This window comes from Arsukibacterium ikkense, assembly GCF_000987775.1.
GTDB lineage: Bacteria > Pseudomonadota > Gammaproteobacteria > Enterobacterales > Alteromonadaceae > Alishewanella > Alishewanella ikkense.
On the sequence record NZ_LAHO01000013.1, the window covers coordinates 40,528 to 61,718 of the forward strand.

Below are 21,191 nucleotides of genomic sequence, written 5' to 3' on the forward strand. Positions count from 1 at the left end.
CAATGGCACAGGGGCAACAGGTACACTGTTGCCCTATCCCTGAGTGAGCCGTTAAGTGAGATTGTTGATGTTAGCGATACCCTTGCTACCCTCTGCTGAGCTAACTGATGTTTATTGCCAGCAATTGCAGCAACAATTCGGCCTTAGCTTAGTGCAAAGCCCGGGTGATAAATTTGCTGGCTGGTACCTTAGTATGGTGCAGGGCGCCCTGGTGCTGCTGAACAGCAGTCTGGCAAAACAAGGCGCTATTCTGGTTGATTTTGCCAGTGGCGCCAGCAGTTACCGGCGTCAGCATGGTGGTGGTAAAAGTGAAGCTATTGCTAAAGCGGTTGGGCTGAACAAAAAGGCGACGTTAAGCGTATTAGATGCAACCGCGGGTTTGGGGCGTGATGCCTTTGTGTTGGCCAGCCTGGGGGCCAGGGTCACCCTGGTTGAGCGTAACCCGGTAGTAGCCGCCTTATTATTTGATGGCCTGCGCAGGGCAGCGGCCGAGCCGCAGCTGACAGCAGTAGCCGCCAGAATGCAGCTGTGCCACAGTTCAGCGCTGGCCGCATTAACCACGAGCGAGCCAGTGGATGTGGTATTTTTAGACCCGATGTTTCCGGCCAGAGAAAAAAGTGCTCAGGTTAAAAAAGAAATGCGCGCCTTTCATGACGTGGTGGGCAGTGATGATGATGCTGACAGTTTACTGGCGCCGGCACTGCTACTGGCGCAAAAGCGGGTGGTGGTAAAGCGGCCTGGCTACGCCGGCTGGCTGGCAGGACAGGCACCGACTATGGCCGTTACCGGCAAGAATAATCGCTTTGATGTGTATGTGAACGCCGCTATCTAGTACAAATTTACTCAAACTCAACTCAGGGGAAAGACTTATGATTAAAACCGGCGATAAATTACCAGAGGTCAGTTTTTCGCAGCTGACCAAAGAAGGGGTAATGAACCCGACTACCAGCCAGATATTTGCCAATAAAAAAGTGGTGCTGTTTGCAGTGCCGGGTGCGTTTACGCCCACTTGTTCAGCCGCGCATTTGCCGGGCTATATTGCCCTGGCTGATCAGATAAAAGCCAAAGGGGTCGATGCCATTATTTGTACCGCGGTGAACGACGCCTTTGTGATGAGTGCCTGGGGTAAAAGCCAGAATGCCGAAGAAATTGTATTTTTAGCCGATGGCGGCGCCGCGTTCCATAAAGCTATTGGCCTGACCATGGAAACCAGCGATTTCGGTGGTGTACGCTCGCAGCGTTACGCGATGATCGTCGAAAATGGCGTGGTCACACAGTTAAACGTTGAAGCACCGAAAACCTTTGAAGTCAGTAAAGCAGAAGTGATGTTAGCGGCACTGTAACGTTAAGGAAACCTCAGCCAGCAGCGCTGGCTGGGGTGCTATGTTAATTAGCCTGTCGAACACTAACAATTTGCCAGCCGTCAGCACGGTAATGATCAACAATTTCAGTGCGCAGTGGCCGGTGATCTTTGGTTTTAGAGGTGGCGACATTCATTCTGCCCACGACTTTGCCAAAATCAGGCCGGCAGCTCCAGACACTCAGATCGTCTGCCGGATGCGGCGGCACCAGAGTTTTAATGCCGCCGTGTTTCAGCGCCATATAGGATAAATGAATATCTTCGCCGTTTTCCCAATGCAAAGGTTGTTCAAACCACATGTATTTCAGGTGGTCTTTGCGCATAAACCAGGCATGGCCTACTAAATCAACCGGCACCACTTCTGTACTATGTAATCCATTCCAACCGGCTTTGTTTTTATTGGAGTACCCGCCAGCGGGTGGCAATATCACTCCGGAACCACCCAGAATGCCATCATGCCCGGCCTCTATGGTGTTTAAGCAGTTTTCAAACCATTTTGGTTGCGGTAATACGTCATCATCAAAAAAGGCCACATAGCGGGTGCGGGCCAGGTTGGCCATAGCAAAGCGCCCCCAGAATAAAAAATTACTGTTGGCTACCACTACCCGATCGGCCAGGTGCGACACATCAATCAGCTCTTCCTCACTGCTGTTAGACCACACCCAAATTTCGGTGGGGGGCACGGTTTGTGCGCGTAAGGCGGCGATTTGATCAGGTAGATATTTTGCGCGGCGATAGGCGGTTAAAATGACAGTAATACCACTGTCTTTCGCGGGTGCTAACTCAGGCGCATTTTGTTTAAAAACTATGGTGTCATGTGGTTTGGCCAGTTGGCGTTTAACGGTACTGCCAAAACGGATCCGCAGCAAGCCCATCACCCGGGTCGTCCACCACCAGCTAATGGCTTGTTTTAAATTTTTTCTTGGGGTTCTTGTCATACTGTCCCGCCGCTATCAACAAAGATTATGTTATGTATTATTTATTAAACAAGGCAGCCTTAATGCGCCGGTTCATCCGGCGCAGGGCAGAAAACCGGCTGGTGGGCTGATAGCGCCCCTTTTGCACATGGCGGATAAGGTACAGATTGTCTATTTCAATGGCGATGCCATCAGTACCCAGTAACCAGCGAAAGGCGCGGTCTTCATAGGTTTTCACCCATACCGGCTTAGGCCGCTGATACACGCTAAGCGAGTCGCAGTAACCACATTGCCGGGCCACATCACCATGCACTATCTGGATAGGGCCGGTGGCTTTTTTATAGTGGCGCAAACTGAATAAACTACCGGAGATATCCGTGTTCAGGTCGACCTGCTCGGTTAGCACTGTGGCATCAGCCTCCAGCAACTCAGTCGCTTTTAAGGTGCGCGGGAACACCAGCAAGTCCTGGCGGTTTTGTAACTGCTCAGCCAGGCTATCAAAACAATTCTCAAAAAACAGCACATCGCAATCGGTAAACCAGACCCAGTCGGCGCTGCTTGCTTTGGCAGCCTGGTTGCGGCCAATAGCCCGGCGCAACAAGTGCGCTGTGGGCAGCTCCTGAAAATTCCAGCTGACATTAGCCACTTGCAAATGCCGGTATTGCTCCAGCAGTGCCACTGTCTTAGTGTCTTGCCCGGAATAAAACAAGGTAAAGGTTAACTGACAACGGTTTGGCGGATACTTGACGATAGAGGCCAGTTGATAAGCCAGAAAATGGCTGTACTGCCAGCAATGGCTGACCACCTCCAGCGACAAGCTGCCGGAGCGGGCGCTGAGTTGTTCGGGCTTTGGCCGGTCAGGTATAAACCAGCTACCTGGCAATAAACCCGAAGCAGCAAAGCGCAACAGAAATTCTTTAACATTGTCGAGCATTGTTACTTTGGCTACGGCTGTTGGATCTGAATCGACAGTAGACATGCACTACTCCAGCGCTGGGTATCAGGGGGTTAAACCGGCTTTAAAGGCAAAAAGTTTAGCATTAAAGCCCGCCTCAAAACAGATTCTTTTGGTGTCTGCCACCGATATTTGGCATCATAGCGGCTTTAGCCTTTACCGGTGAAGTGCCGGTGTATACAGGAATTTATTATGGCCCAGGCGTTAAGTCGCTTTGCCTATCAGTTGCTACTGTACCTTGGCTTGCTGCCATTACTGGGCTATCTGGGTTGGCGCTCGTTACGTGACCGGCGCTACTCGCAGCAGCTAGCCGAACGCTTTGGCTGGCTGCCGGCTCACCTGCAAGCGGGTGGTATAGTGGTACATGCCGTGTCGGTAGGGGAAGTGATCGCCGCCATTCCGTTAATTAAACAATTGCAACAACGCTATCCGCATAAGCCCATTACCGTTAGTTGTACCACGCCAACCGGCCGGGCCACCATTGCCAGCCGCTTGGGCAGCGAGGTACAGTATTGTTATATGCCGTTCGATTATCCGGGTGCTATCTCACGTTTTATCAATCAGCTACAGCCGCAGCTGATTGTAATTATAGAAACTGAGCTTTGGCCGAATTTGCTGCAACAATGCCACAGCGCCATGATCCCAAGCGTACTGGTAAATGCCCGCTTATCAGCCCGCTCAGCCAGAGGCTACCGGCGTTTTGCCTGGCTTACCCTGCCAGCGCTGCAACACGTCAGTTTACTGCTGGCGCAGGATAGCGCCAGTGCCAGACGCTTTCGGGCGTTGGGCCACCCTAAGGTGCAGGTGTGCGGCAATATAAAGTTTGAAATGCGCCTGCCAGAGAACCTGGCAACAAACAGTGCCAGCCTTGCACCTGCGCTGCGTGATCGCTTAGTCTGGGTTGCCGGTAGCACGCATGAAGGCGAAGATGAGTTGCTGTTGCAGTGTTACCGCCAGCTGCAGGCGCAATTCAGTAATTTACTGCTGGTGTTGGTGCCGCGCCATCCCGAGCGTTTTAATAAAGTGGCAGCCCTGGCAGACAAGGCAGGTTTGCAATTATGGCGACGCAGCACGGGCGGTGTGCCTGCTGCGGCAACCGAAGTGGCATTGATTGACAGCATGGGTGAGTTGCTGGCCTGGTATCAGCAGGCCAGTCTGGTGTTTATCGGTGGCAGCCTGATCCCGCGCGGTGGCCATAATCCGCTGGAAGCCATTTGTTTTGGTAAGGCGGTGCAAACCGGGCCACATTATTTTAATTTTGCTGAGGCCTATAACAAGCTGGCACAACGTCAGGCGGTAACTATAGTGCAGGATACGGCGCAGCTGCAGCAAAGCACGGCGTTGTTACTGGCCGACAGTCAGCTTCGTCAGCAGCAGGGCGAGCGGGCCCGCCAATTCTATGTTGAACAACAGGGCGCTGTCGCGTGTAGTATAGCGGCGATCCATCTGCTGCACGGTGACGCGTTGACCCATGTGCAACGCTATGATGCCGGCAAAGCATTATATTGGTACCGCACCGATCAGTTCAGCCAGATTGCCGCAGAGCAGTTTAACCCGGCCTGGTGGCAGCAACGCGGCGCGGTCAGCGGCAGCTCAACCGGTCGCAATACTGCCTGGTTTTTGCAGCATCAGCAGCAACCGCTGGTATTGCGCCACTATCACCGTGGTGGTTTGGTTGGCAAATTCATTAACGATCGTTTTTTCTATCAAGCTGCATTGTCTAGCCGCGCCATGCAGGAGTTTAGTTTACTGCAATGGATGCGCCTGCGTGGTCTGGCGGTACCCACACCGGTGGCAGCTCGCTATCAGCGGGTGGGCTTTGGCTACCGCGCAGATTTACTGATTACGCGGATTAGCAGCAGTCAGGACCTTGCTACTGTTTTACAACAGCGCGCACTAAGCGAGCCGGAATGGCAAGCGGTAGGGGCTGAGATTGCCAGGATGCACCAGCTGGGGGTTGATCATACCGATTTAAACTGTCGCAATATTTTGCTGGATCACAACGGCAAGGTATGGCTGATTGATTTTGATAAATGCGCCCGGCGCTCTGCTGCTGACTGGCAGCAACACAATTTAGCCCGCTTATTGCGATCACTGCAGAAAGAGCAACGCAAACTGGCAGTATTCCACTGGCAACAGAGCGCCTGGAAAAATGTTATAAAGGGTTATCAGCTAGCAAAATAGCCGTTAAACCCGCATAAGCAACGGTTTGTCGCAGTTTCTGATGCTGCTTTCACCAATATTTTACCGTTTTATAATAGATTAAGCTGTTGGTGTCTTAGTTGAACTTTGGTATAACTACGACAGCGGAGGAGGCATCTATGCGGCTAAATATAATAACAACAGCATTGCTCGCAGTCAGTTTGATGGCAGCAGCAGATAATTCCGAAATAATGGCAGAGGCGAAAGCAGCGTTTGCCGATGGCCGGTATGCCAAAGCCGTAGAGCTTTGGCAGGATCTGGCGATGGATGGCGTAACGGCGGCACAGTTTGAGCTGGCCAAAGCCTATTCGCTAGGTCAGGGGGTTGAGCAAGACCCGTTGCAGGCGTCTTACTGGCTGGAGCAGGCGGCGTCCAACAGTACTGACTTTTCCGAGTTAGCAGCGGCACGGCGCGATATTGAACGTGGCGCCGAACAGCTGAAGGCTGACCAGGCTGTGGTAGCAGCTGATGCTGCACGGCCATTGCCGGTAGCTGAGCCTGCAGTAGCAGTTAAAGCCCCACCGACTGAATCTGCCGTTGTCAGCACTACTTCTGAACTTAGTATGCGCACCAGCAACCCTGCTGCTGCACTGGCAGCCGCCCAGGCCGCCAGCGATACGCAGCGCAATGACAATCTGGCCGCGGAGCGCAGTGCTGAAAAAACTAACGCACAACCCCCGGTGGCAGCAGCCAGTATCAGTACTGTTGCTGCCGGCTCGGCCAATTTTGATACCGGTATGCGGGCATTTAATCGGGGCAATTACAGTGATGCCATGGCGCAGTGGCTGCCTCTGGCACAAACTGGCCATCTTGATGCCCAGTTTAACCTTGCCGCGTTATATGCCAATGGCCACGGTGTTGCGGTCGATTTTACCGAAGCGGCTAACTGGTTTGTGGCGGCAGCAGAGCAAGGTATGGCCGCTGCGCAATATCATTTAGCTACCCTGTTTGCTAACGGTCGAGGTGTCAGTAAAGATGATGCCCAGGCAGTATATTGGTATAGCCAGGCCGCTGCGCAACAGCATGTGCTGGCGCAATATAATCTGGGCTATATGTATGCCAACGGGCGTGGGGTAAAGCAGGATGACGCCACTGCGCTGAGCTGGTTTGAAAAAGCGGCCGCACAAGGTGATGTCGATGCGCAATTTATTGTCGGTAACCGTTACAGTGACGGCAGAGGGGCGCCGGTAAATCATGCGCAGGCGGCCAACTGGCTGCAACAAGCCGCGACACAGGGCCACGCCAGGGCAATGTTCCGGCTTGGCATGATGCATCTTAGCGGCACCGGCGTCAGCCAGAATGATGCTACAGCGTTCAGATTGTTTAGTAGTGCTGCAGAGCAAGGGTTGGCGTCGGCGCAGCGTGAAGTGGGCGCCAGTTACCTGTACGGTCGCGGCATTCGTGCCAATACTGGCCGGGCAAAAGAGTGGTTAGAGCGTGCGGCTGCACAGCAAGATGCTGATGCCAGTTATCACCTGGGTATGTTGTTACAGCAAAGTAGTGGCCGGCAGGAAGATTTAAGCCGGGCGGCCCAGTTGTTTGAACTGGCAGCCAGTCAGGGTTCAGCTAATGCCCAATACCAGCTAGGCTTAGCTTATGCCAACGGCACAGGCGTTGCAGTTGATGAACAGCGGGCTTTTAAATTGTTTGAAGCGGCGGCCAAACAAGGGCTGGCGATTGCGCAGTATACAGCAGCGCTTCGTCTGGCCAATGGTACGGGTACGGCGCAAGATGACGCTGCTGCGGTCAGCTGGTATCAGCAAGCCGCTGCTCAGGGCGAAGTCTATGCTATGTATAACTTAGGTTTTATGTATGCCAATGGCCGCGGTGTCGCGCAAAATGAACAGCAAGCAGTCTATTGGTATCAGAAAGTGGCCGAAACGGGCGATGCCGATGCTCAGTTTAATATGGGGTTACGTTTTGAAACCGGCCGTGGCGTCAAGCAGAGTGATCAACAAGCCGTGTACTGGTACCAGCTGGCGGCTGACAAGCAGCATAGCCGGGCACTGGCGCATTTAGGCTGGTTATATGAAAAAGGTTATGGTGTGGCGCAAGACGAAGCGCGGGCGCTAGCCTTATATCAGCGCTCTCTGGATGCAAAAGTACCCAGAGCGTTAACGGCGCTGGGCATGTTTTACAAAAATGGCCGGCTGGTAAAAGCAGATGACAAAAAAGCGGTGGAATTGTTTAGCCAGGCGGCGGATCAGGGTTATGCCTTGGCCCAGTATAATCTGGCCTGGATGTATGAGAACGGCCGGGGTGTTGGTCGGGACTTGGTAAAAGCCCGCGATTACTATCAACTGGCCGCCGCACAGGATGAGCCTTTAGCCAAAGCGCAGTTGCATCGCTTGTTAAATCCCTAGTTAATTGTTACCGCAATAAAAGAAGGGCGCCAATGGCGCCCTTTGTGTTTTCAGCTGAATAACACCAGCGTTAAGGTTTGTATTCCACTACCAGTTTCAGGCCGCTGAAGCTACTGTAAGCGCGCAGGCTGATATGCCAGGTATCGGCAGCCGGGTTGTTGAAACTACAGCTTTCGTTATTACCGGTTTTGTATGGCCGGCAATCATACGTAGTTGTGGTTGGCTGAGCACCACGACGTACATACAAGTCAGCGTCGCCAGTACCGCCTGAGCTGGTAGCGGTCAGCGTCTTCATACCTGCAGGCACATTAATCGTGTAATGCAGCCAGTTGTCCTTTGTTGCGCTCAGGTTCTCTAAGGTGCCGCCACCGCCGGTGCCACCAGTTGGCGCTGCAGTGTAGTCAGCTACCAGTGAGACACCTGAGTAGGCACTGTAAGCATTTATCATCACATGGTACGTACCGGCTTGCGGTGTGGCAAAGCTACAGGTTTCAGCATTGCCGCTTTTGTATGGGCGACAGTCATAACTGGACTTAGTAGGCTGACTACCAAATTTCACATACAGATCAGCATCACCACTACCACCCGACATCGTAAAGCTTAGCCCGGTTGCGCCTGCTGGCACGGTAAAGGTGAAGTAGACAGATGAATTGGTGGCGCCAGCTAAGTTGGTTTTGGCAACTGCTTTTACCAATTCACCATCTGCCGGTGGGGTTGGGTCTCCACCGCCGCCAGAGCCAGAACCGTCACAGCCTTGCTGGTTAATGTAATCGTAAGCGGCTTTGGCTCGTACCAGACCATAGCCATATGAATTGTCACGGCCCGCTGCACCTAAATCTTCTGCGGTTACCGCCAGCACATTACGGATCTGGGCATTGGTACATTGTGGGAAATGGCTCCAAACCAGCGCAGCCACACCGGCGACATGCGGCGATGCCATAGAGGTACCGCTCATCAGACCGTAGTTGCTGGTACCTGAGCTAACCGCTGCGGTTTGGCCTATCTGATTCATCAGAGCCAGGCCAACAGCGCGGGTAACTGCCAGAGCAGGAATAGAGGTGCCGTGGTTGTCACCCAGCGTGCCGCCAAAATCACCGTCGACATTGTTATAAATGATAGCGGCCCGGCCACCACCGTTCTGACAGGATTGGACTTTCTGAGCAAAACTAACGTTGCCACGTTCAATAACGCAGATGCGATTTGATACCGTGGTACAGGTGGTTTCTGCCAGGCCACAGTTTGCCAGTGCTGCATTGGCTGAGCCATCTACAGAGCCAGTCATCGGGCTACTGTCGTAGGCGTTAGAACCCACGCTAATAATTGACTCCAGGCCAGTACCTGTAGGGTACGTGGAGCGGATATCTACGCCCGGACCTGCCAGTTCAACCTGAGCATTGCGCTGAGAAAAGTCGGCCAGCTGCTTATTTTTGTCCACTGCGGCAACTGAGATCACCGAATTGTAAGACGCCGGATAGGACATAGCGGTATTGCCATCGTTGCCCGCTGCGGCGATCAGTAATACACCCTGATCAAAAGCGGCTTGCATGGCGTTGCTTTCTGTTGTGCTGGAGCCTGCTCCGCCCAAACTCATGTTAATGACGGTAGAGCCGTTGCTGACACAGGTATTAACGGCACTGGCCAGCGTTGAGCTGTAGCCCCAGCCACCCTCATTAAAGACTTTAATAATGTGCAGTTTAACATTGCCATTTGGCAATACGCCGACCATGCCGACACTGTTGTTCAGTGCGGCAATAGTGCCGGCCACATGAGTGCCATGCGGCCCACCTGCCTGGTTCCAGTTGCCTGTACCTGAATTATTAGTGCCGGTAATATTGCCGGTTTGGAAATCTTCATGTGGTAGATCAAGACCCGAGTCAATGACACAGACTTTCTGATTAGAGGCGAACTGGTCGCTCACCTGGTTGGCCTGCACCATGGTGTAACCATAGGGGATTTGCTGGGCCAGCGGGAAACGTTTGTAGTCTTCTTCAACCAGCTCTACGTTGTTATCGTTCTGCAGGGCAAGCAACGCAGCCTTATCCAGCTCAACGGCGATAGCGCCTTGAGCAGCCAGGATAGCTTTGACGTTGGCACCGCGACGGGCCATATGTTCTGATTGACGTTCTAAATTAAACTGACGGCGTTCGCTGGCCGTGGCCGAAAACAAACCCGGGCCTGCTTCATCCATTACCATCGTTTTATATTTAACGATATAACGTTTCTGGTTCTGATTATGGTTTGTTGCTACGCCGGCTTTAGCCGGGGCCTCACTGGCGAACGGGCGGGCCTGGTCAACATCAGCTAGCAGCGCTGGTGACATTAACACACTGGCTGGAATACAAAGCACAGCAAGTTTGCTGAGTCTAAATTTAGGTTTATACATGAATACACTCTTATTGTTTATAGTAATTGTTTTCCTGGACGCTGATGACCGCTTATCGCAAACCAGCGATAACATCGCAGTTACTATTAACCAAAGTGTAACTAAGTGTAAATCCGCGAAATGGTGACAAGAGTTAACTTTCCATGCTGTGGGCGTAGCCTGTTTCTGGAAAAGGGCTTTATGAGTGATGTTGAAAAAAGCAACAACGCAGTTGGCGCAGGCCAGCACGCGGCATCAGCAATTGCATTGCAGACGATCATTATATAACCAATGGTTATTAGTTATAAGTAATCCGCATAAAGGATGCTATTTGCATCTTAACAGCCACTCACCGACAATAGCCGCTTTTCTGGTATACAGGCATAGCAACATGCAGCAGTGGGATGTAATTGTAGTGGGTGCGGGTGCGGCCGGACTAATGTGTGCTATTGAAGCCGGCAAGCGCGGCCGAAAGGTGCTACTGCTCGACAACGGCAAGCGGGTGGGCCGTAAAATTCTGATGTCGGGGGGCGGCCGTTGTAACTTTACTAATCTGTATTGCAGCCCGGAAAACTTCCTGTCGCAAAACCAGCATTTCTGTAAATCGGCGTTAAGCCGCTATAGCCAGTGGGACTTTATCGCCCTGGTACAACAGCATGCTATTGCCTACCATGAGAAAGCCCTCGGCCAGTTGTTTTGTGACGATTCCGCCAAAGATATTGTTGAGATGCTGCTTGCTGAGGCTAAAGCCGCCAGGGTGCAAATTGCGTTGCAGCAGCAAATCAGCGGCGTCAGTTTTGCTGATGGCGTTTACACGGTCGAGACGCCAGAGCTTAACCGGCAGTGTCACAGTTTAGTGATTGCCAGTGGTGGCTTAAGCCTGCCCAATTTAGGCGCTACCGGTTTTGGCTTTCAGCTGGCCGAGCAGTTTGGCTTAAAGGTGTTGCCGCTGCGCGCCGCCTTAGTACCCTTAACCTGGCAACCCGGCGACAAAGCGGTGTTTGAGGAAATCAGTGGTGTATCCTTGCCGGTTACCGCTGCAGCGAACGGCACGCTATTTCCGGAAGATATGCTATTTACCCATCGCGGTTTAAGCGGCCCGGCCATTTTACAGATTTCCAGCTACTGGCAGCCCGGCGATGACGTTATCGTTAATATGGCGCCACAAACCGATTTAAATGAGTTTTTAGCCACTCAGCAGCAAGCCCACCCGGAGCAGGAAGTGAAAACCGCCCTGGCTAAATTACTGCCAAAACGGCTGGTTGAAAAACTGCTGGAGCTGCAGGTATTCGTTAATCAGCCGCTGAAAGCATTAAACCCGAAAAGCATGCAGCAGATTGCCAACAGCCTGCATGGCTATATTTTCAAACCCAATGGCACTGAGGGCTACCGCACCGCCGAAGTAACTATCGGCGGCGTGGATACCGATGGTTTATCGTCGAAAACCATGGAAGCAAAAAACCAGCCAGGGCTGTATTTTATTGGTGAAGTGGTCGACGTCACCGGTTGGCTTGGTGGCTATAATTTCCAGTGGGCCTGGGCCAGCGGCTGGGTGGCCGGGCAGTATTGTTAATATAAGAAACCCAATTAATGAAAAAACTCTCTAAAGTACAACTTAAGCAACAGGCTGCGGTGCTATCTGCCGTAACGGCGTTAGAGCAGCAGGCGCTAGCAGAAGTGCCAGGCGTGGTGCAATGCTGGTTTAGCCTGGAATATGAAGCTTTTCCTGGCTCGTTACTGGTGCGGCTGCAATTTGCTGAGCAAGCAGCGCTGGATGCTGCGCAGCCACAGTTACTACTGTGGCAAAAGCGCTTAAGCGGTTTGCTGCTGAAAAAAGGCTTTGTGCTAAAAGATATGCGTAAACATCTGGTGTTTACCCTTAACTCTCCTGATGATTAAACCGCTCTGATGAGAAAACGGAAAAACGTGCAATGAAATACACCCTTGGCGCTTATGCTGCTTCACCCAACCATAGCGGCTGGAGCCCTGAACTGGAAACGGCTTTTTATAATGAATTAAAAGCCCTGCCCAATATTAAGGGGCTGGAGCATCCGTTTCTGGGTAGCCTGCATCAGCATGATGATAACTGGTTTTTAGCTAATATCGATGCCAAATGGGATTATGTGTTTACCTGCATTCCCGGCATTATGAATGCACTTAGCCAGAACCCGTTATTTGGCATTGCCTCTGCTGATGAAGCCGGCCGTCAGGCCGCACTGGATTTTATGCAGCAAGCCTGTGTTGCCATTGGCAAACTTAACGCTCATCTGGGCCGCCAGGCTGTTAGTGCCATTATGATCCAGACCGCACCGGCCCGGCATAAAGCGGCGGCTTCCAAAGCCGCACTGCTGGCCTCGCTGCAAACCCTGCTGAGCTGGGACTGGCAAGGGGCGAAGATTGTGATTGAACACTGTGATGCCTATGTTGCCAGCCATGCGCCGTCTAAAGGCTTTTTAGCGCTGACTGATGAGCTGGCCGTGCTGCAGCAGTTAAACGCAACCCTGCCGGCGCCACAGCAACTGGGTATGGTAATTAACTGGGGTCGTTCGGTATTTGAAACCCGAACGGTGGCAGGCGCGCTTGAGCATATCCAGGCCACGCAGGCGGCAGGCTTACTCAGTGGTGTGATGTTCTCCGGGGTATCGGATCACGCCAGCGACTACGGTGCCTGGCGCGATAGCCATCAGCCACCGCGCAGCAGCGAAACAGTAACACATGGCGAACCCGGTAGCTGGATGACCGAGCAGGCCATGCATGATTGCCTGGCCGCTTGCACTAACCCTGAAGCGCTACTGGTGCTGGGCGCAAAAATTGGGATCCGGCCGCTTGATGCGACTATTGAGCAGCGAATCGGCACTATCCGCGATACACTGGCAATTTTAGACCGCTATTTTAAAGCTATATAGCACTGGGATGCTTAGGCCAAACAGGTTTACCCACTCCGACACGCCGTAAACCCATCCATGGGGGCTCGTTTCCGCCCGTCCAGGGCTTCAACGGTCGGCTTAGGGTAAGCCTGTGTGACCTTTTCGAGTTTGGTTTAACCTACTATTCGCTTGGCGTGCGGTATTTTTCAAACCAGGCCAGCATATATTCTACTTTCTCAATCATCCGGCTGGGCTTATTTGAAATGCCATGCGGTGCCCCGGGTATCCGTACCAGCGCGGTGTCTATCCGACGGATTTGCAGCGCCTGATAAAACTGCTCTGACTCTGAAATGGGCGTGCGGCGGTCCTGCTCACCGGTGATCAGAATGGTGGGCGTTTGCACGTTGCCTACCAGGCTTAGCGGCGAACGTTGCCAGTAATGGTCAACGTTTTCCCATGGCACGCCCGGGAACTGGTGAAAGGTTTGGTACAGGTAAGTGTCGCCGGTGAGCACCTTGCTTAACCAGTTAATTATCGGTTTTACCACGGCTGCTGCTTTATAGCGGTTGGTTAAACCAATGGCATAGGCCGTGGCAATGCCGCCGGCCGAGCCCCCGCCGATAAACAGGTTGTTTTCGTCTATAAAGCCCAGTTCCAGCATGGCGTTTACCCCACTGTCGTGGTCAGCGTAATCTTCGGCTGAGCTGTACTTGCCATTTAGCAGCATGGCGAAGCGCTCGCCATACGACGAACTGCCACGATGGTTATTGTAAAACACCACATAACCTTCTTTGGCATAGCGCTGCATTTCTGCGCTCCAGTGTGTACCATACGCTAAGTGCGGCCCGCCATGAATTTCCAATAACAGCGGATATTTTCTGGCTGGGTCAAAGTCTGGCGGGGTAAGATACCAGCCCTGAATTTCCTCGCCATCAAACGACGATTTGTAACTAATCTCATGTACCTGTGCCAGTTTTTTGTGGCCGAGTAAATCCTCGTTCAGGGCGGTTAATATTGTGCTTTTGCCCTTTTGCAGCACTGCCACTTCACTGGGGCGCTGGCTGCTACCGTGGGTGTAAGCAAGATTACCATTATTGGCCAGGCTAAACTGGCCGCTTAAATAAGGCTGCGGTTGCGATACGCCACCTAAGCTGGCGGTCAGTACGGTGAGTTTGCCGGCGCGGGTGAGTGTTGCCAGTTTGCGCTGGCCACGATCATCATATTGCACGACAAAGCTGCTGTTGCTAAGCCATTCGGCTGCGCCAATGCTGCGATCAAAATCAGCTGCCACATCGCTGATGTTATTATTGTTTAGCGCCAGCACTTTCAGCTTGCTGTTGCTATAAGGCACCAGCGCATTGGTTTGCCACAAAAATGCCAGTTGCTTGCCGTCGGGCGAAAATACCGGTGCTGACTCGGTACCGGGCATGGTTGTCAGGGCAGTTAACTGGCCGCTGCTTAAACTTAGTTGGTACAGGTTGCTGTCGCGGGGCTGAAACTCCCACTCCGGGTCCAGGTTGGCCGAAAAAAGCAGTGCTTTGCTATCGGGGCTGAAAGTTAAATCGCTGCCATAGTGAAAATCGCCCGCGGTTAGCTGGCGGGCGCTGCCGCCGCTGGTGGGTAATACAAAAATTTGCCGGAATTGCGGTTTTAAAAAACCCTGACCATCGGCCTGATAACGGGCCCGGTCGAGCACTACCGCGGGTTCTGACCAGCTGGCACCGGCGGGCTTTTGCACTTTTTTAACCCGCTTTTGCACGTCAGCCTCACTGGCGGCCACATTCATGGTAAAGGCCAGCTGCCTGCCATCGGGTGACCACGTCAGATTGGCGGGGGTTTGCTGCAGGCGCGACAGCTGTGCGGTTTTAGCCTCTGCCAGATAATGCAGATGGATCTGTGCTTTGCCACTGCGGTCACTAATAAAAGCCAGCTTACTGCCATCAGCCGACCAGCGCGGCTGGCTGTAATTAAAATTATCGGCAAACAGCGGCAATTGCTGGCCGGTTTTTACATCCAGTAACCACAGGCTGCTGCGGGTGCTGTCAGTCATTATGTCATTGCTGTTGCGCACATAGACAATTTTGTTGCCATCGGGCGATATCTGCACATCACTGGCGTATTCCAGCGCAAAAATATCTTCGGCTTCAAAATACGGGCTGCTGGCCGCTGCCATATTAAGTTCAGGCTGTGGCACGCTGGCAGCATAGGCAACCTTACCAGCCAGCAAGGCGCTGCATAGCAAGCTACTGTTTAATAATAACGTTAAATGGGAAAGTTTCACTGGGCGGGTTCTCGTGTTAATAACCTGAACAGCTAAACTACCTGTTTCGCCGTTCAGGTTCAAACATAGCGCGACCAGCCGTCCGTTTTAAGCGCTGATGTTATCGAACAACTGTAAAAAGGTCGGTGCCTGACGATTATGCCAGGGCAATTGCAGCCGGCGTGCAATGTCCTGAGCACTGATAACCCCGCGGATCTGATGGGTTTCCCGGTCGACAACTACACAATGTTGCTCACCAGTCGATTGCAGAGTGTTCAAGACATCGGCAACGGTGCAGTGCTGCAGTTGTTGCCAGGCAAGCGCTTTAATGCGCTGGCGTGGCTGCATTAAATCAGCGACTTTGATTTCCTGGCGATTATCACCAAGCGCAACCCGACGCATAATGGCCTGATCTGATAACTGTTCCAGATGGATAATACCGCTGAGTTCGCCATGCTCATCAACTACCAGTTTCAGTTTACAGCGCTCCAGTTGCATTAAAGCCAGTACGTCGCTGGCCGCCACAGCGTCGTTAATCATGTCAGGCTGGCTTTGTTTAAAGTCGCTGACCAGTTGCAACGCTGGCGAGGTTAATTTGGCCTGATCAAACTGACCAGGTTGTACAAGATGATCAATAGGTTCAACAGGAAATAAAGCTAATTTCTTCATGGTATTCCTCACTGCCGGAACGCAGAGGCCGCACCGGCTTATTTAAAAACTGTGTTGTGGCAAAAATGCCGGAAATGTTTTAAATGGTGGAGGTTAAAGGGGGAGCACGCACCGGATGAGCGGCCTTAAGCTGAAGCAGTGCAACGCTGGCTGGCAGAATGCTGAGGGTCGGGTTCAGGTATAAAGGGAGCTTATCAGCGGCAAGTAGCAGGCTGTTGTCGTTGTCATCGCTACTTTCTTGCTCGCTAAGCAGGCTGCTTTGACCGGTTAACGGCTCTATCGCCTGGATCTGGCTGTCAGCTAATGGGCTAAAATAGCGGGCATGCACACTGGACACCTGCGGCGTTACCAGCAGGCTTAAGTATAATATCAGGGCAATAGCACTTAACCAACGCATCGTCAAAGTTTCTGCTGCTCGCTTGAAATCAGGGTGTATAAGGATAATGAGCGCGCTGGCAGCCAACTGCAAGGGCGAGCTGAAAAAATAATGCTGATATGCGACCAGCTGCCGTCCGGGTAAGCTCAGCTCAGCTGGTTGGCGGCCAGGCGCCGGGCCCGCAAGAAGCCAACCAGGTTGCTCAGTAAAAAAGCCAGTTCCATCAATACCGCCATCGGTGAACCTACCAGGATGTTATGGATAATCCAGGCACTGGCGCCAAGCGCCATGCATAGCCGCACCCGGCCAAGTCGGGTTTGAAAGCTGCCATAAGTACCCAGCATAGCGGCGACATAAGGCAGTAAGTTTAGTGGATTGTTATAGGTGGTTAGCAGTATCACGGTGGCAGCCGCCATAAATAACAGCATCCAGTGCTGGCGGGGTTGCATGGCGGCAACCAGAAAGCGGATAGCGGTTAAGCCAACAAAGAGCGCGGCTTCAACCTGGCCAAGCAGGCCGAAATGGCAGGCATTAAGCACGGCAGAAATAAACCAGAACTTCAGCATAGCGCTGCGTTGTTGCTGCCAGAACGCAAAAATGCCACAGCCAAAGGCAATAGCAGCAAGCAGTTGGGATCCTAAAAACAGCGGGCTTAATTCTGGCAAATGATTCTCAGCAGCAGGCGGTTAACTATGGCTATGATAACCAATAAAGCGGCCGTTTTCCCGTTAGCTAAGGCATAACATATAACCGCCAATGCACTATTATTATCGAACACAGTGGCTGAGGCCAAAATTTCTGATAGTCTTGTTTTTTATAACGAATAAAAAACAGATGAACGGCAAAGTCAGTTCTGGGCTTATCGCTATCATTTGTAAATTAAGGAATCAGCATGAAAGCAGTAGGCTACCAACACTCGCTGGCCATCAGCGATCCCAACGCATTACTGGATATTGAACTGCCACAGCCAGACGCTGCTGGTCGCGATGTGCTGGTAAAAGTGGCGGCGGTGTCGGTTAATCCGGTAGATACCAAAATTCGCACCCGGGTGGCGCCGGCTGATGGTGAATTTAAAGTACTGGGCTGGGATGCTGCGGGTGAAGTAGTGGCTTGTGGTGACGAAGTAACGCTGTTTAAACCGGGTGATAAGGTGTATTACGCCGGTGCGCTGAACCGCAGTGGCTCTAATGCCGAGTATCAGTTAGTGGATGAGCGTTTAGTGGCACTGATGCCGGCCAATTTAAGTTATGCCGAAGCCGCCGCTTTGCCCCTAACGGCGATCACTGCCTGGGAATTACTGTTCGACCGGCTGGAGCTGGATAAGCCCAGCCTGAAGTATCCCCGGCCCATATTGTTAATTACCGGGGCGGCTGGGGGCGTAGGGTCGGTATTGCTGCAGCTGGCTCGCAAACTGACCAGTGTCTGTATTGTGGCAACGGCGTCGCGGCCGGCAACACAAGCCTGGGTAAAAGAACTGGGCGCACATTATGTTATCGACCACAGCAAGCCACTACAGCCGCAGTTAGCTGAGCTGGGTATCGATGCGGTCAGCCATGTTGCCAGCTTAACTCATACCGATCAGCACTATCCCGAGTTTGTAAAATTACTGGCACCACAAGGCAAATTGGCTCTGATCGACGACCCGGCCGGCGGCCTGGATATTATGCCACTAAAGCAAAAAAGTATTTCGCTACATTGGGAATTTATGTTTACCCGCTCGTTATTTGCCACTGCCGATATGCAGTTACAGCATCAGCTGCTAAGCGATTTAAGCCGGTTGATTGAGCAAGGTCAGGTAAAAACCACCCTGCAGCAAACACTGGGTAGCATTAATGCCAGCAACCTGCGCCAGGCGCATGCGTTACTGGAGAGTGGTACAGCCATGGGTAAGGTGGTGCTGGCTGGTTTCTAACCGGCCTGCTCTTTTAGCAGGCCGTATCAGGCAATTTGCTGGTCGGTCTGCTCAAAACTGTAGCTGGCTTTAAACAGTACCTGCTCTAACGCCAATTGCAGAGCTGTGTTAATGCCATAATGGTTGTTACCCAACTGGTAATCCAGCTCGTTTACCTGCTCTTTGCTGAGCATCATCAGCGGCGGTGGCTCGCTTTGCAGCATAATCAGGCTTTGCTGGTACTTGCCTGGGTTATCCAGTTTAATGGTTTTACAGGCCGATAGTGACGTCTGGCCGGTTTTATCCCGATAGCCGCCCGCGCCGAACATCCGGCATATACTCGGCCGCTGCTGGTAAACGCTGCACTGGCCCTGCTTGCCATCAAACGATAGCTTCTGATAGAAGAAACAGCCTTGCGGCTCAGTTAACTGCTCGAGTTGTGCAAGTGTTTGTTCAGCTTTGCCTTGATCAAACAAGTACAATGCCAGCGGCAACATTTCCAGCACGGTTGCTTCAATAGTCGGCGCCAGACAACACTCACCGCAACCGCTGCGGCATTGTAAGCCCTGGCGTTGCTGATAATTGTTGAAAGTCTCCGCTATTTCGCCATACACAGCCTCAACACGACGCGATAATTCACGCAGCCGTTGCATACAGACTCCGAACGAAATACATAAAGGATTTGCTTAATAAAGAAACGACGGATTATCGCGTTGCCATTCTACGCTGAGCACGATCAACTCAGCAAGGGGGTGATGCAAATTTATACGCCAAGCCGCTTAGCTGGTTAGCAGCGGTTCGGTATACAGGTGGATCCGGTTCTGGCCTTTGTCGCGGGCGGTCGCTGCTGCGGTTGCCGCTTGCAGCAGGAAACTGTCACTGTCCAGCCGGCTGTTATCAATTACCCTGATGCCGATACTGATGCTGACAGTAAATGGTTGCTGTTGCCAGCTGAATTCAAAGGCTTTGATTTGATCTACCAGCCGGTATGCCACTACCAGTGCTTCATTGGCATTTTTACCCGGTGACAATAAGGCAAACTGGTCTTTTTCCAGTCGGGCCAGCATATCGGCCGGCGCTAAATGCTTAGCCAGCTGCTGGCCCAGCTGCTTTAACAGGCTGTCACCGGCATTGTGGCCAAAGCGGGTGTTAATATCATTAAACTGTGCCACATCAATAAACAGCAGGCTGCTGTTGCGCTTGGCAGCCTGATACAGGCTACGGGTAAGCTGTTGCTGTAAATAATGCCGGTTGTAAAGGCCGGTAATGGTATCGTGGTTTGCCTGATAACTCAGTTGCTCGTAAGCCAGCTTCTGCTTGCTGATATCAATTACTGAGCCATGAATATAGGCCGGTTCAGTAGCCGTTGCCGGCACCAGCCGGGCTGATAATAACGCCCAGAATGGGCTGCGATCGGCGCGTAAACCACGAATTTCTGCTTGTTGCTGGCCATGTTTATGTAGCTGGGCAATAAAATCCTGGCGTTCACTTGGGTTGGCATAAAAGCGGGCCATACCGTGGCCGCCAACATCCTGACGTAACTCGTTAAGATGCTGGTACCCTAAAATTTGTAGCAACGCCGGGTTGGCGTTCAGTAACTGGCCTTCGGCATTGCCAACAAAGAGCCCTTCTGCAGCCTGCTGAAACAGTGTCTGGTATTTACGCAGTTGTTGCAGCGAGCCTTGGTCGGTGGTTTGTTCGGCGTGAATATGGTCCAGGCTATAGTGGATAACCGTCATGCTGAGCAGGATCAGCAATAGGGTTAAATAATGCCAATCCAGTAATTGCTTAAAGTAACCCAACTGGGCGGTGGTCAGAATAACCGCGCTTAACAGTAAAAAGAAACAGGCCAGTGCCAGCGAGCGGGCACTTTTCTGGCCGGCAATCGTATGATGTAAGGTCAGTACAATATTGCTGCCTAGCACCATAGTAATAGAGCCCATCAACAGCCAGAAGCGCCATTCGCCGTCAATTAGTAACGGACTGAACAACAGGCAAAGGGTCAGCAGGTTATTGCCCATATGTAATACTTGCCAGAACTGCGATAGCGGCTGTTCCAGCCTGGCGCGGATAAACAGGTTAAGACATAACAGGGTTAACCCCGAAGCAATATACAGCACAGCCAGATTGATCGCCGGGTTGTCCGGCCATAACAGCGGAAACGCCAGACCATTTAAAATGGCCAACACCATGGCAAAGCCAGCAAAAAACAGCGCCTGATACAGCCGTTGGCGCTGCCGTTGCTGATTAAACAGCAATAAACTATGTAACGCCAGCATCAGCAGAATGCCGGTTAATACACCATCAAAAATAGCGTTACCTTGCTGCACCCGGATAAAAGCAGTGGGTTGCCACAGGGTAATATCACTGGGAATTATCGCAGCATCGACTACCCGTATATAAACATCGAATTCTTGCTCCGGGCCGAAGCTAAGTTCAGTGACATAGCCCCGGTAGGGCAGAGCCCGCTCGTTAAACGGGTAATCATTGCCGGTGCGGTTTAACAGCTCAATATCTTTACTGGCGCGGTCTACCCGGTAAACCTCGAGCTTATCGACCATCGGAAAATTATATTCCAGCAACCAGCTGGCAGCTTGCTTGCTGGTATTACGCAGGCGGGCCTTAAACCACACCGGCTGCTGGTCACTGAACAGGATCCGCTTATCGCCCTGAATGGCCTGAAAACGATGAAGATAGGCCGGATCAGCCAGAATATCCTCCAGGGTCAACTCATTGCGGGCGCTGATAGCATACAAATGCTGGATGCTGACTTTGTCAGCCGTGTAAGGGGTCAGTCGGTTAGTTTCACTTTGCGCAGCCAGCAGCGGCCAGCTGCAAAACCACAACAATAAAGCAACTAACAGGGGTTTTGCCGTTACCACAGAGGGTCTCCGTTTGCTGGAAATAGTGCCGGAATTCAGCCGGAGCTTTAGCCGGAACTTTAGCATAGTCTGCTTTAATCGGGCACT

The 21,191-nt window shown here is 52.2% G+C and carries 17 protein-coding genes; 8 read left to right on the top strand and 9 right to left on the bottom strand.

Going from position 1 to position 21,191, the window contains the following annotated elements; translation table 11 throughout:
• The first annotated feature begins 67 nt into the window (after positions 1–67).
• Positions 68–832: a class I SAM-dependent methyltransferase gene (locus WG68_RS13255; RefSeq protein ID WP_046558193.1), complete on the top strand. Its 765-nt coding sequence runs from the start codon at positions 68–70 to the stop codon at positions 830–832.
• A gap of 37 nt (positions 833–869) precedes the next feature.
• Entirely contained in the window at positions 870–1,343 is a 474-nt protein-coding gene (locus tag WG68_RS13260; protein ID WP_046558194.1) for a peroxiredoxin, read from the top strand.
• A 43-nt stretch (positions 1,344–1,386) separates the two neighbouring features.
• On the opposite strand, the gene WG68_RS13265 is transcribed toward WG68_RS13260, so the two are convergent.
• Both WG68_RS13265 and WG68_RS13270 read right to left on the bottom strand, forming a co-directional pair.
• Positions 1,387–2,298: a glycosyltransferase gene (locus tag WG68_RS13265; protein WP_083981888.1), complete on the bottom strand. Its 912-nt coding sequence runs from the start codon at positions 2,296–2,298 to the stop codon at positions 1,387–1,389.
• 37 nt (positions 2,299–2,335) lie between these two features.
• Complete coding sequence (locus tag WG68_RS13270; protein ID WP_152663108.1) at positions 2,336–3,256, bottom strand: glycosyltransferase family A protein; 921 nt, start codon at positions 3,254–3,256, stop codon at positions 2,336–2,338.
• A gap of 168 nt (positions 3,257–3,424) precedes the next feature.
• Here WG68_RS13270 and waaA point away from each other — a divergent pair, with 168 nt between their 5' ends.
• Positions 3,425–5,416: a lipid IV(A) 3-deoxy-D-manno-octulosonic acid transferase gene (waaA, locus tag WG68_RS13275; protein ID WP_046558196.1), complete on the top strand. Its 1,992-nt coding sequence runs from the start codon at positions 3,425–3,427 to the stop codon at positions 5,414–5,416.
• Positions 5,417–5,553: 137 nt separating this feature from the next.
• Positions 5,554–7,797 (top strand): SEL1-like repeat protein, encoded by a 2,244-nt coding sequence (locus tag WG68_RS13280; RefSeq protein ID WP_046558197.1) that lies wholly within the window; start codon positions 5,554–5,556, stop codon positions 7,795–7,797.
• A 70-nt stretch (positions 7,798–7,867) separates the two neighbouring features.
• Here the strand turns inward: WG68_RS13280 and WG68_RS19990 are convergent, their stop codons facing one another.
• Positions 7,868–10,180, bottom strand: coding sequence for a S8 family serine peptidase (locus tag WG68_RS19990; protein ID WP_046558198.1), 2,313 nt, complete (start codon positions 10,178–10,180; stop codon positions 7,868–7,870).
• Positions 10,181–10,550: 370 nt separating this feature from the next.
• Between WG68_RS19990 and WG68_RS13290 the strand changes: the two genes are divergently transcribed.
• From WG68_RS13290 to WG68_RS13300, 3 genes are read left to right on the top strand one after another with little or no spacing between them, the layout of a single operon-like run.
• Complete coding sequence (locus WG68_RS13290) at positions 10,551–11,732, top strand: BaiN/RdsA family NAD(P)/FAD-dependent oxidoreductase (protein WP_046558199.1); 1,182 nt, start codon at positions 10,551–10,553, stop codon at positions 11,730–11,732.
• 17 nt (positions 11,733–11,749) lie between these two features.
• Positions 11,750–12,058, top strand: a complete 309-nt coding sequence (locus WG68_RS13295; protein WP_046558200.1) for a hypothetical protein — start codon at positions 11,750–11,752, stop codon at positions 12,056–12,058.
• 32 nt (positions 12,059–12,090) lie between these two features.
• A complete protein-coding gene (locus WG68_RS13300; protein ID WP_046558201.1) occupies positions 12,091–13,065 on the top strand; it encodes a DUF4862 family protein in 975 nt (324 codons plus the stop codon).
• Positions 13,066–13,207: 142 nt separating this feature from the next.
• Here WG68_RS13300 and WG68_RS13305 read toward each other — a convergent pair whose 3' ends face one another.
• The 4 genes from WG68_RS13305 to WG68_RS13320 all read right to left on the bottom strand — a co-directional run bounded on the left by WG68_RS13305 (position 13,208) and on the right by WG68_RS13320 (position 16,996).
• A complete protein-coding gene (locus WG68_RS13305) occupies positions 13,208–15,307 on the bottom strand; it encodes an alpha/beta hydrolase family protein (protein WP_235357738.1) in 2,100 nt (699 codons plus the stop codon).
• An 87-nt stretch (positions 15,308–15,394) separates the two neighbouring features.
• Positions 15,395–15,955: a CBS domain-containing protein gene (locus WG68_RS13310; protein WP_046558202.1), complete on the bottom strand. Its 561-nt coding sequence runs from the start codon at positions 15,953–15,955 to the stop codon at positions 15,395–15,397.
• 79 nt (positions 15,956–16,034) lie between these two features.
• Positions 16,035–16,352, bottom strand: a complete 318-nt coding sequence (locus WG68_RS13315; protein ID WP_052749090.1) for a hypothetical protein — start codon at positions 16,350–16,352, stop codon at positions 16,035–16,037.
• Positions 16,353–16,477: 125 nt separating this feature from the next.
• Positions 16,478–16,996, bottom strand: a complete 519-nt coding sequence (locus WG68_RS13320; RefSeq protein WP_052749091.1) for a YgjV family protein — start codon at positions 16,994–16,996, stop codon at positions 16,478–16,480.
• Between the two features lie 227 nt (positions 16,997–17,223).
• Here WG68_RS13320 and WG68_RS13325 point away from each other — a divergent pair, with 227 nt between their 5' ends.
• On the top strand, positions 17,224–18,243 hold the full coding sequence (locus tag WG68_RS13325) for a zinc-binding alcohol dehydrogenase family protein (protein ID WP_046558203.1): 1,020 nt from the start codon (positions 17,224–17,226) through the stop codon (positions 18,241–18,243).
• A gap of 26 nt (positions 18,244–18,269) precedes the next feature.
• Here the strand turns inward: WG68_RS13325 and WG68_RS13330 are convergent, their stop codons facing one another.
• Both WG68_RS13330 and WG68_RS13335 read right to left on the bottom strand, forming a co-directional pair.
• Entirely contained in the window at positions 18,270–18,875 is a 606-nt protein-coding gene (locus tag WG68_RS13330; protein WP_046558204.1) for a YkgJ family cysteine cluster protein, read from the bottom strand.
• Positions 18,876–19,001: 126 nt separating this feature from the next.
• Positions 19,002–21,104 (bottom strand): sensor domain-containing diguanylate cyclase, encoded by a 2,103-nt coding sequence (locus tag WG68_RS13335; RefSeq protein ID WP_052749092.1) that lies wholly within the window; start codon positions 21,102–21,104, stop codon positions 19,002–19,004.
• Positions 21,105–21,191: the final 87 nt, after the last annotated feature.

What these genes read in the sequence shown, in the direction of transcription:
- WG68_RS13300 (WP_046558201.1), top strand. Translation starts at nt 12,091, where the DNA reads ATGAAATACACCCTTGGCGCTTATGCTGCTTCACCCAACCATAGCGGC.
- WG68_RS13330 (WP_046558204.1), bottom strand. Translation starts at nt 18,875, where the DNA reads ATGCAACGGCTGCGTGAATTATCGCGTCGTGTTGAGGCTGTGTATGGC.
- WG68_RS13295 (WP_046558200.1), top strand. Translation starts at nt 11,750, where the DNA reads ATGAAAAAACTCTCTAAAGTACAACTTAAGCAACAGGCTGCGGTGCTA.
- WG68_RS13310 (WP_046558202.1), bottom strand. Translation starts at nt 15,955, where the DNA reads ATGAAGAAATTAGCTTTATTTCCTGTTGAACCTATTGATCATCTTGTA.
- WG68_RS13290 (WP_046558199.1), top strand. Translation starts at nt 10,551, where the DNA reads ATGCAGCAGTGGGATGTAATTGTAGTGGGTGCGGGTGCGGCCGGACTA.
- WG68_RS13325 (WP_046558203.1), top strand. Translation starts at nt 17,224, where the DNA reads ATGAAAGCAGTAGGCTACCAACACTCGCTGGCCATCAGCGATCCCAAC.
- WG68_RS13255 (WP_046558193.1), top strand. Translation starts at nt 68, where the DNA reads ATGTTAGCGATACCCTTGCTACCCTCTGCTGAGCTAACTGATGTTTAT.
- WG68_RS13260 (WP_046558194.1), top strand. Translation starts at nt 870, where the DNA reads ATGATTAAAACCGGCGATAAATTACCAGAGGTCAGTTTTTCGCAGCTG.
- WG68_RS13270 (WP_152663108.1), bottom strand. Translation starts at nt 3,256, where the DNA reads ATGTCTACTGTCGATTCAGATCCAACAGCCGTAGCCAAAGTAACAATG.
- waaA (WP_046558196.1), top strand. Translation starts at nt 3,425, where the DNA reads ATGGCCCAGGCGTTAAGTCGCTTTGCCTATCAGTTGCTACTGTACCTT.
- WG68_RS19990 (WP_046558198.1), bottom strand. Translation starts at nt 10,180, where the DNA reads ATGTATAAACCTAAATTTAGACTCAGCAAACTTGCTGTGCTTTGTATT.
- WG68_RS13280 (WP_046558197.1), top strand. Translation starts at nt 5,554, where the DNA reads ATGCGGCTAAATATAATAACAACAGCATTGCTCGCAGTCAGTTTGATG.
- WG68_RS13265 (WP_083981888.1), bottom strand. Translation starts at nt 2,298, where the DNA reads ATGACAAGAACCCCAAGAAAAAATTTAAAACAAGCCATTAGCTGGTGG.
- WG68_RS13315 (WP_052749090.1), bottom strand. Translation starts at nt 16,352, where the DNA reads ATGCGTTGGTTAAGTGCTATTGCCCTGATATTATACTTAAGCCTGCTG.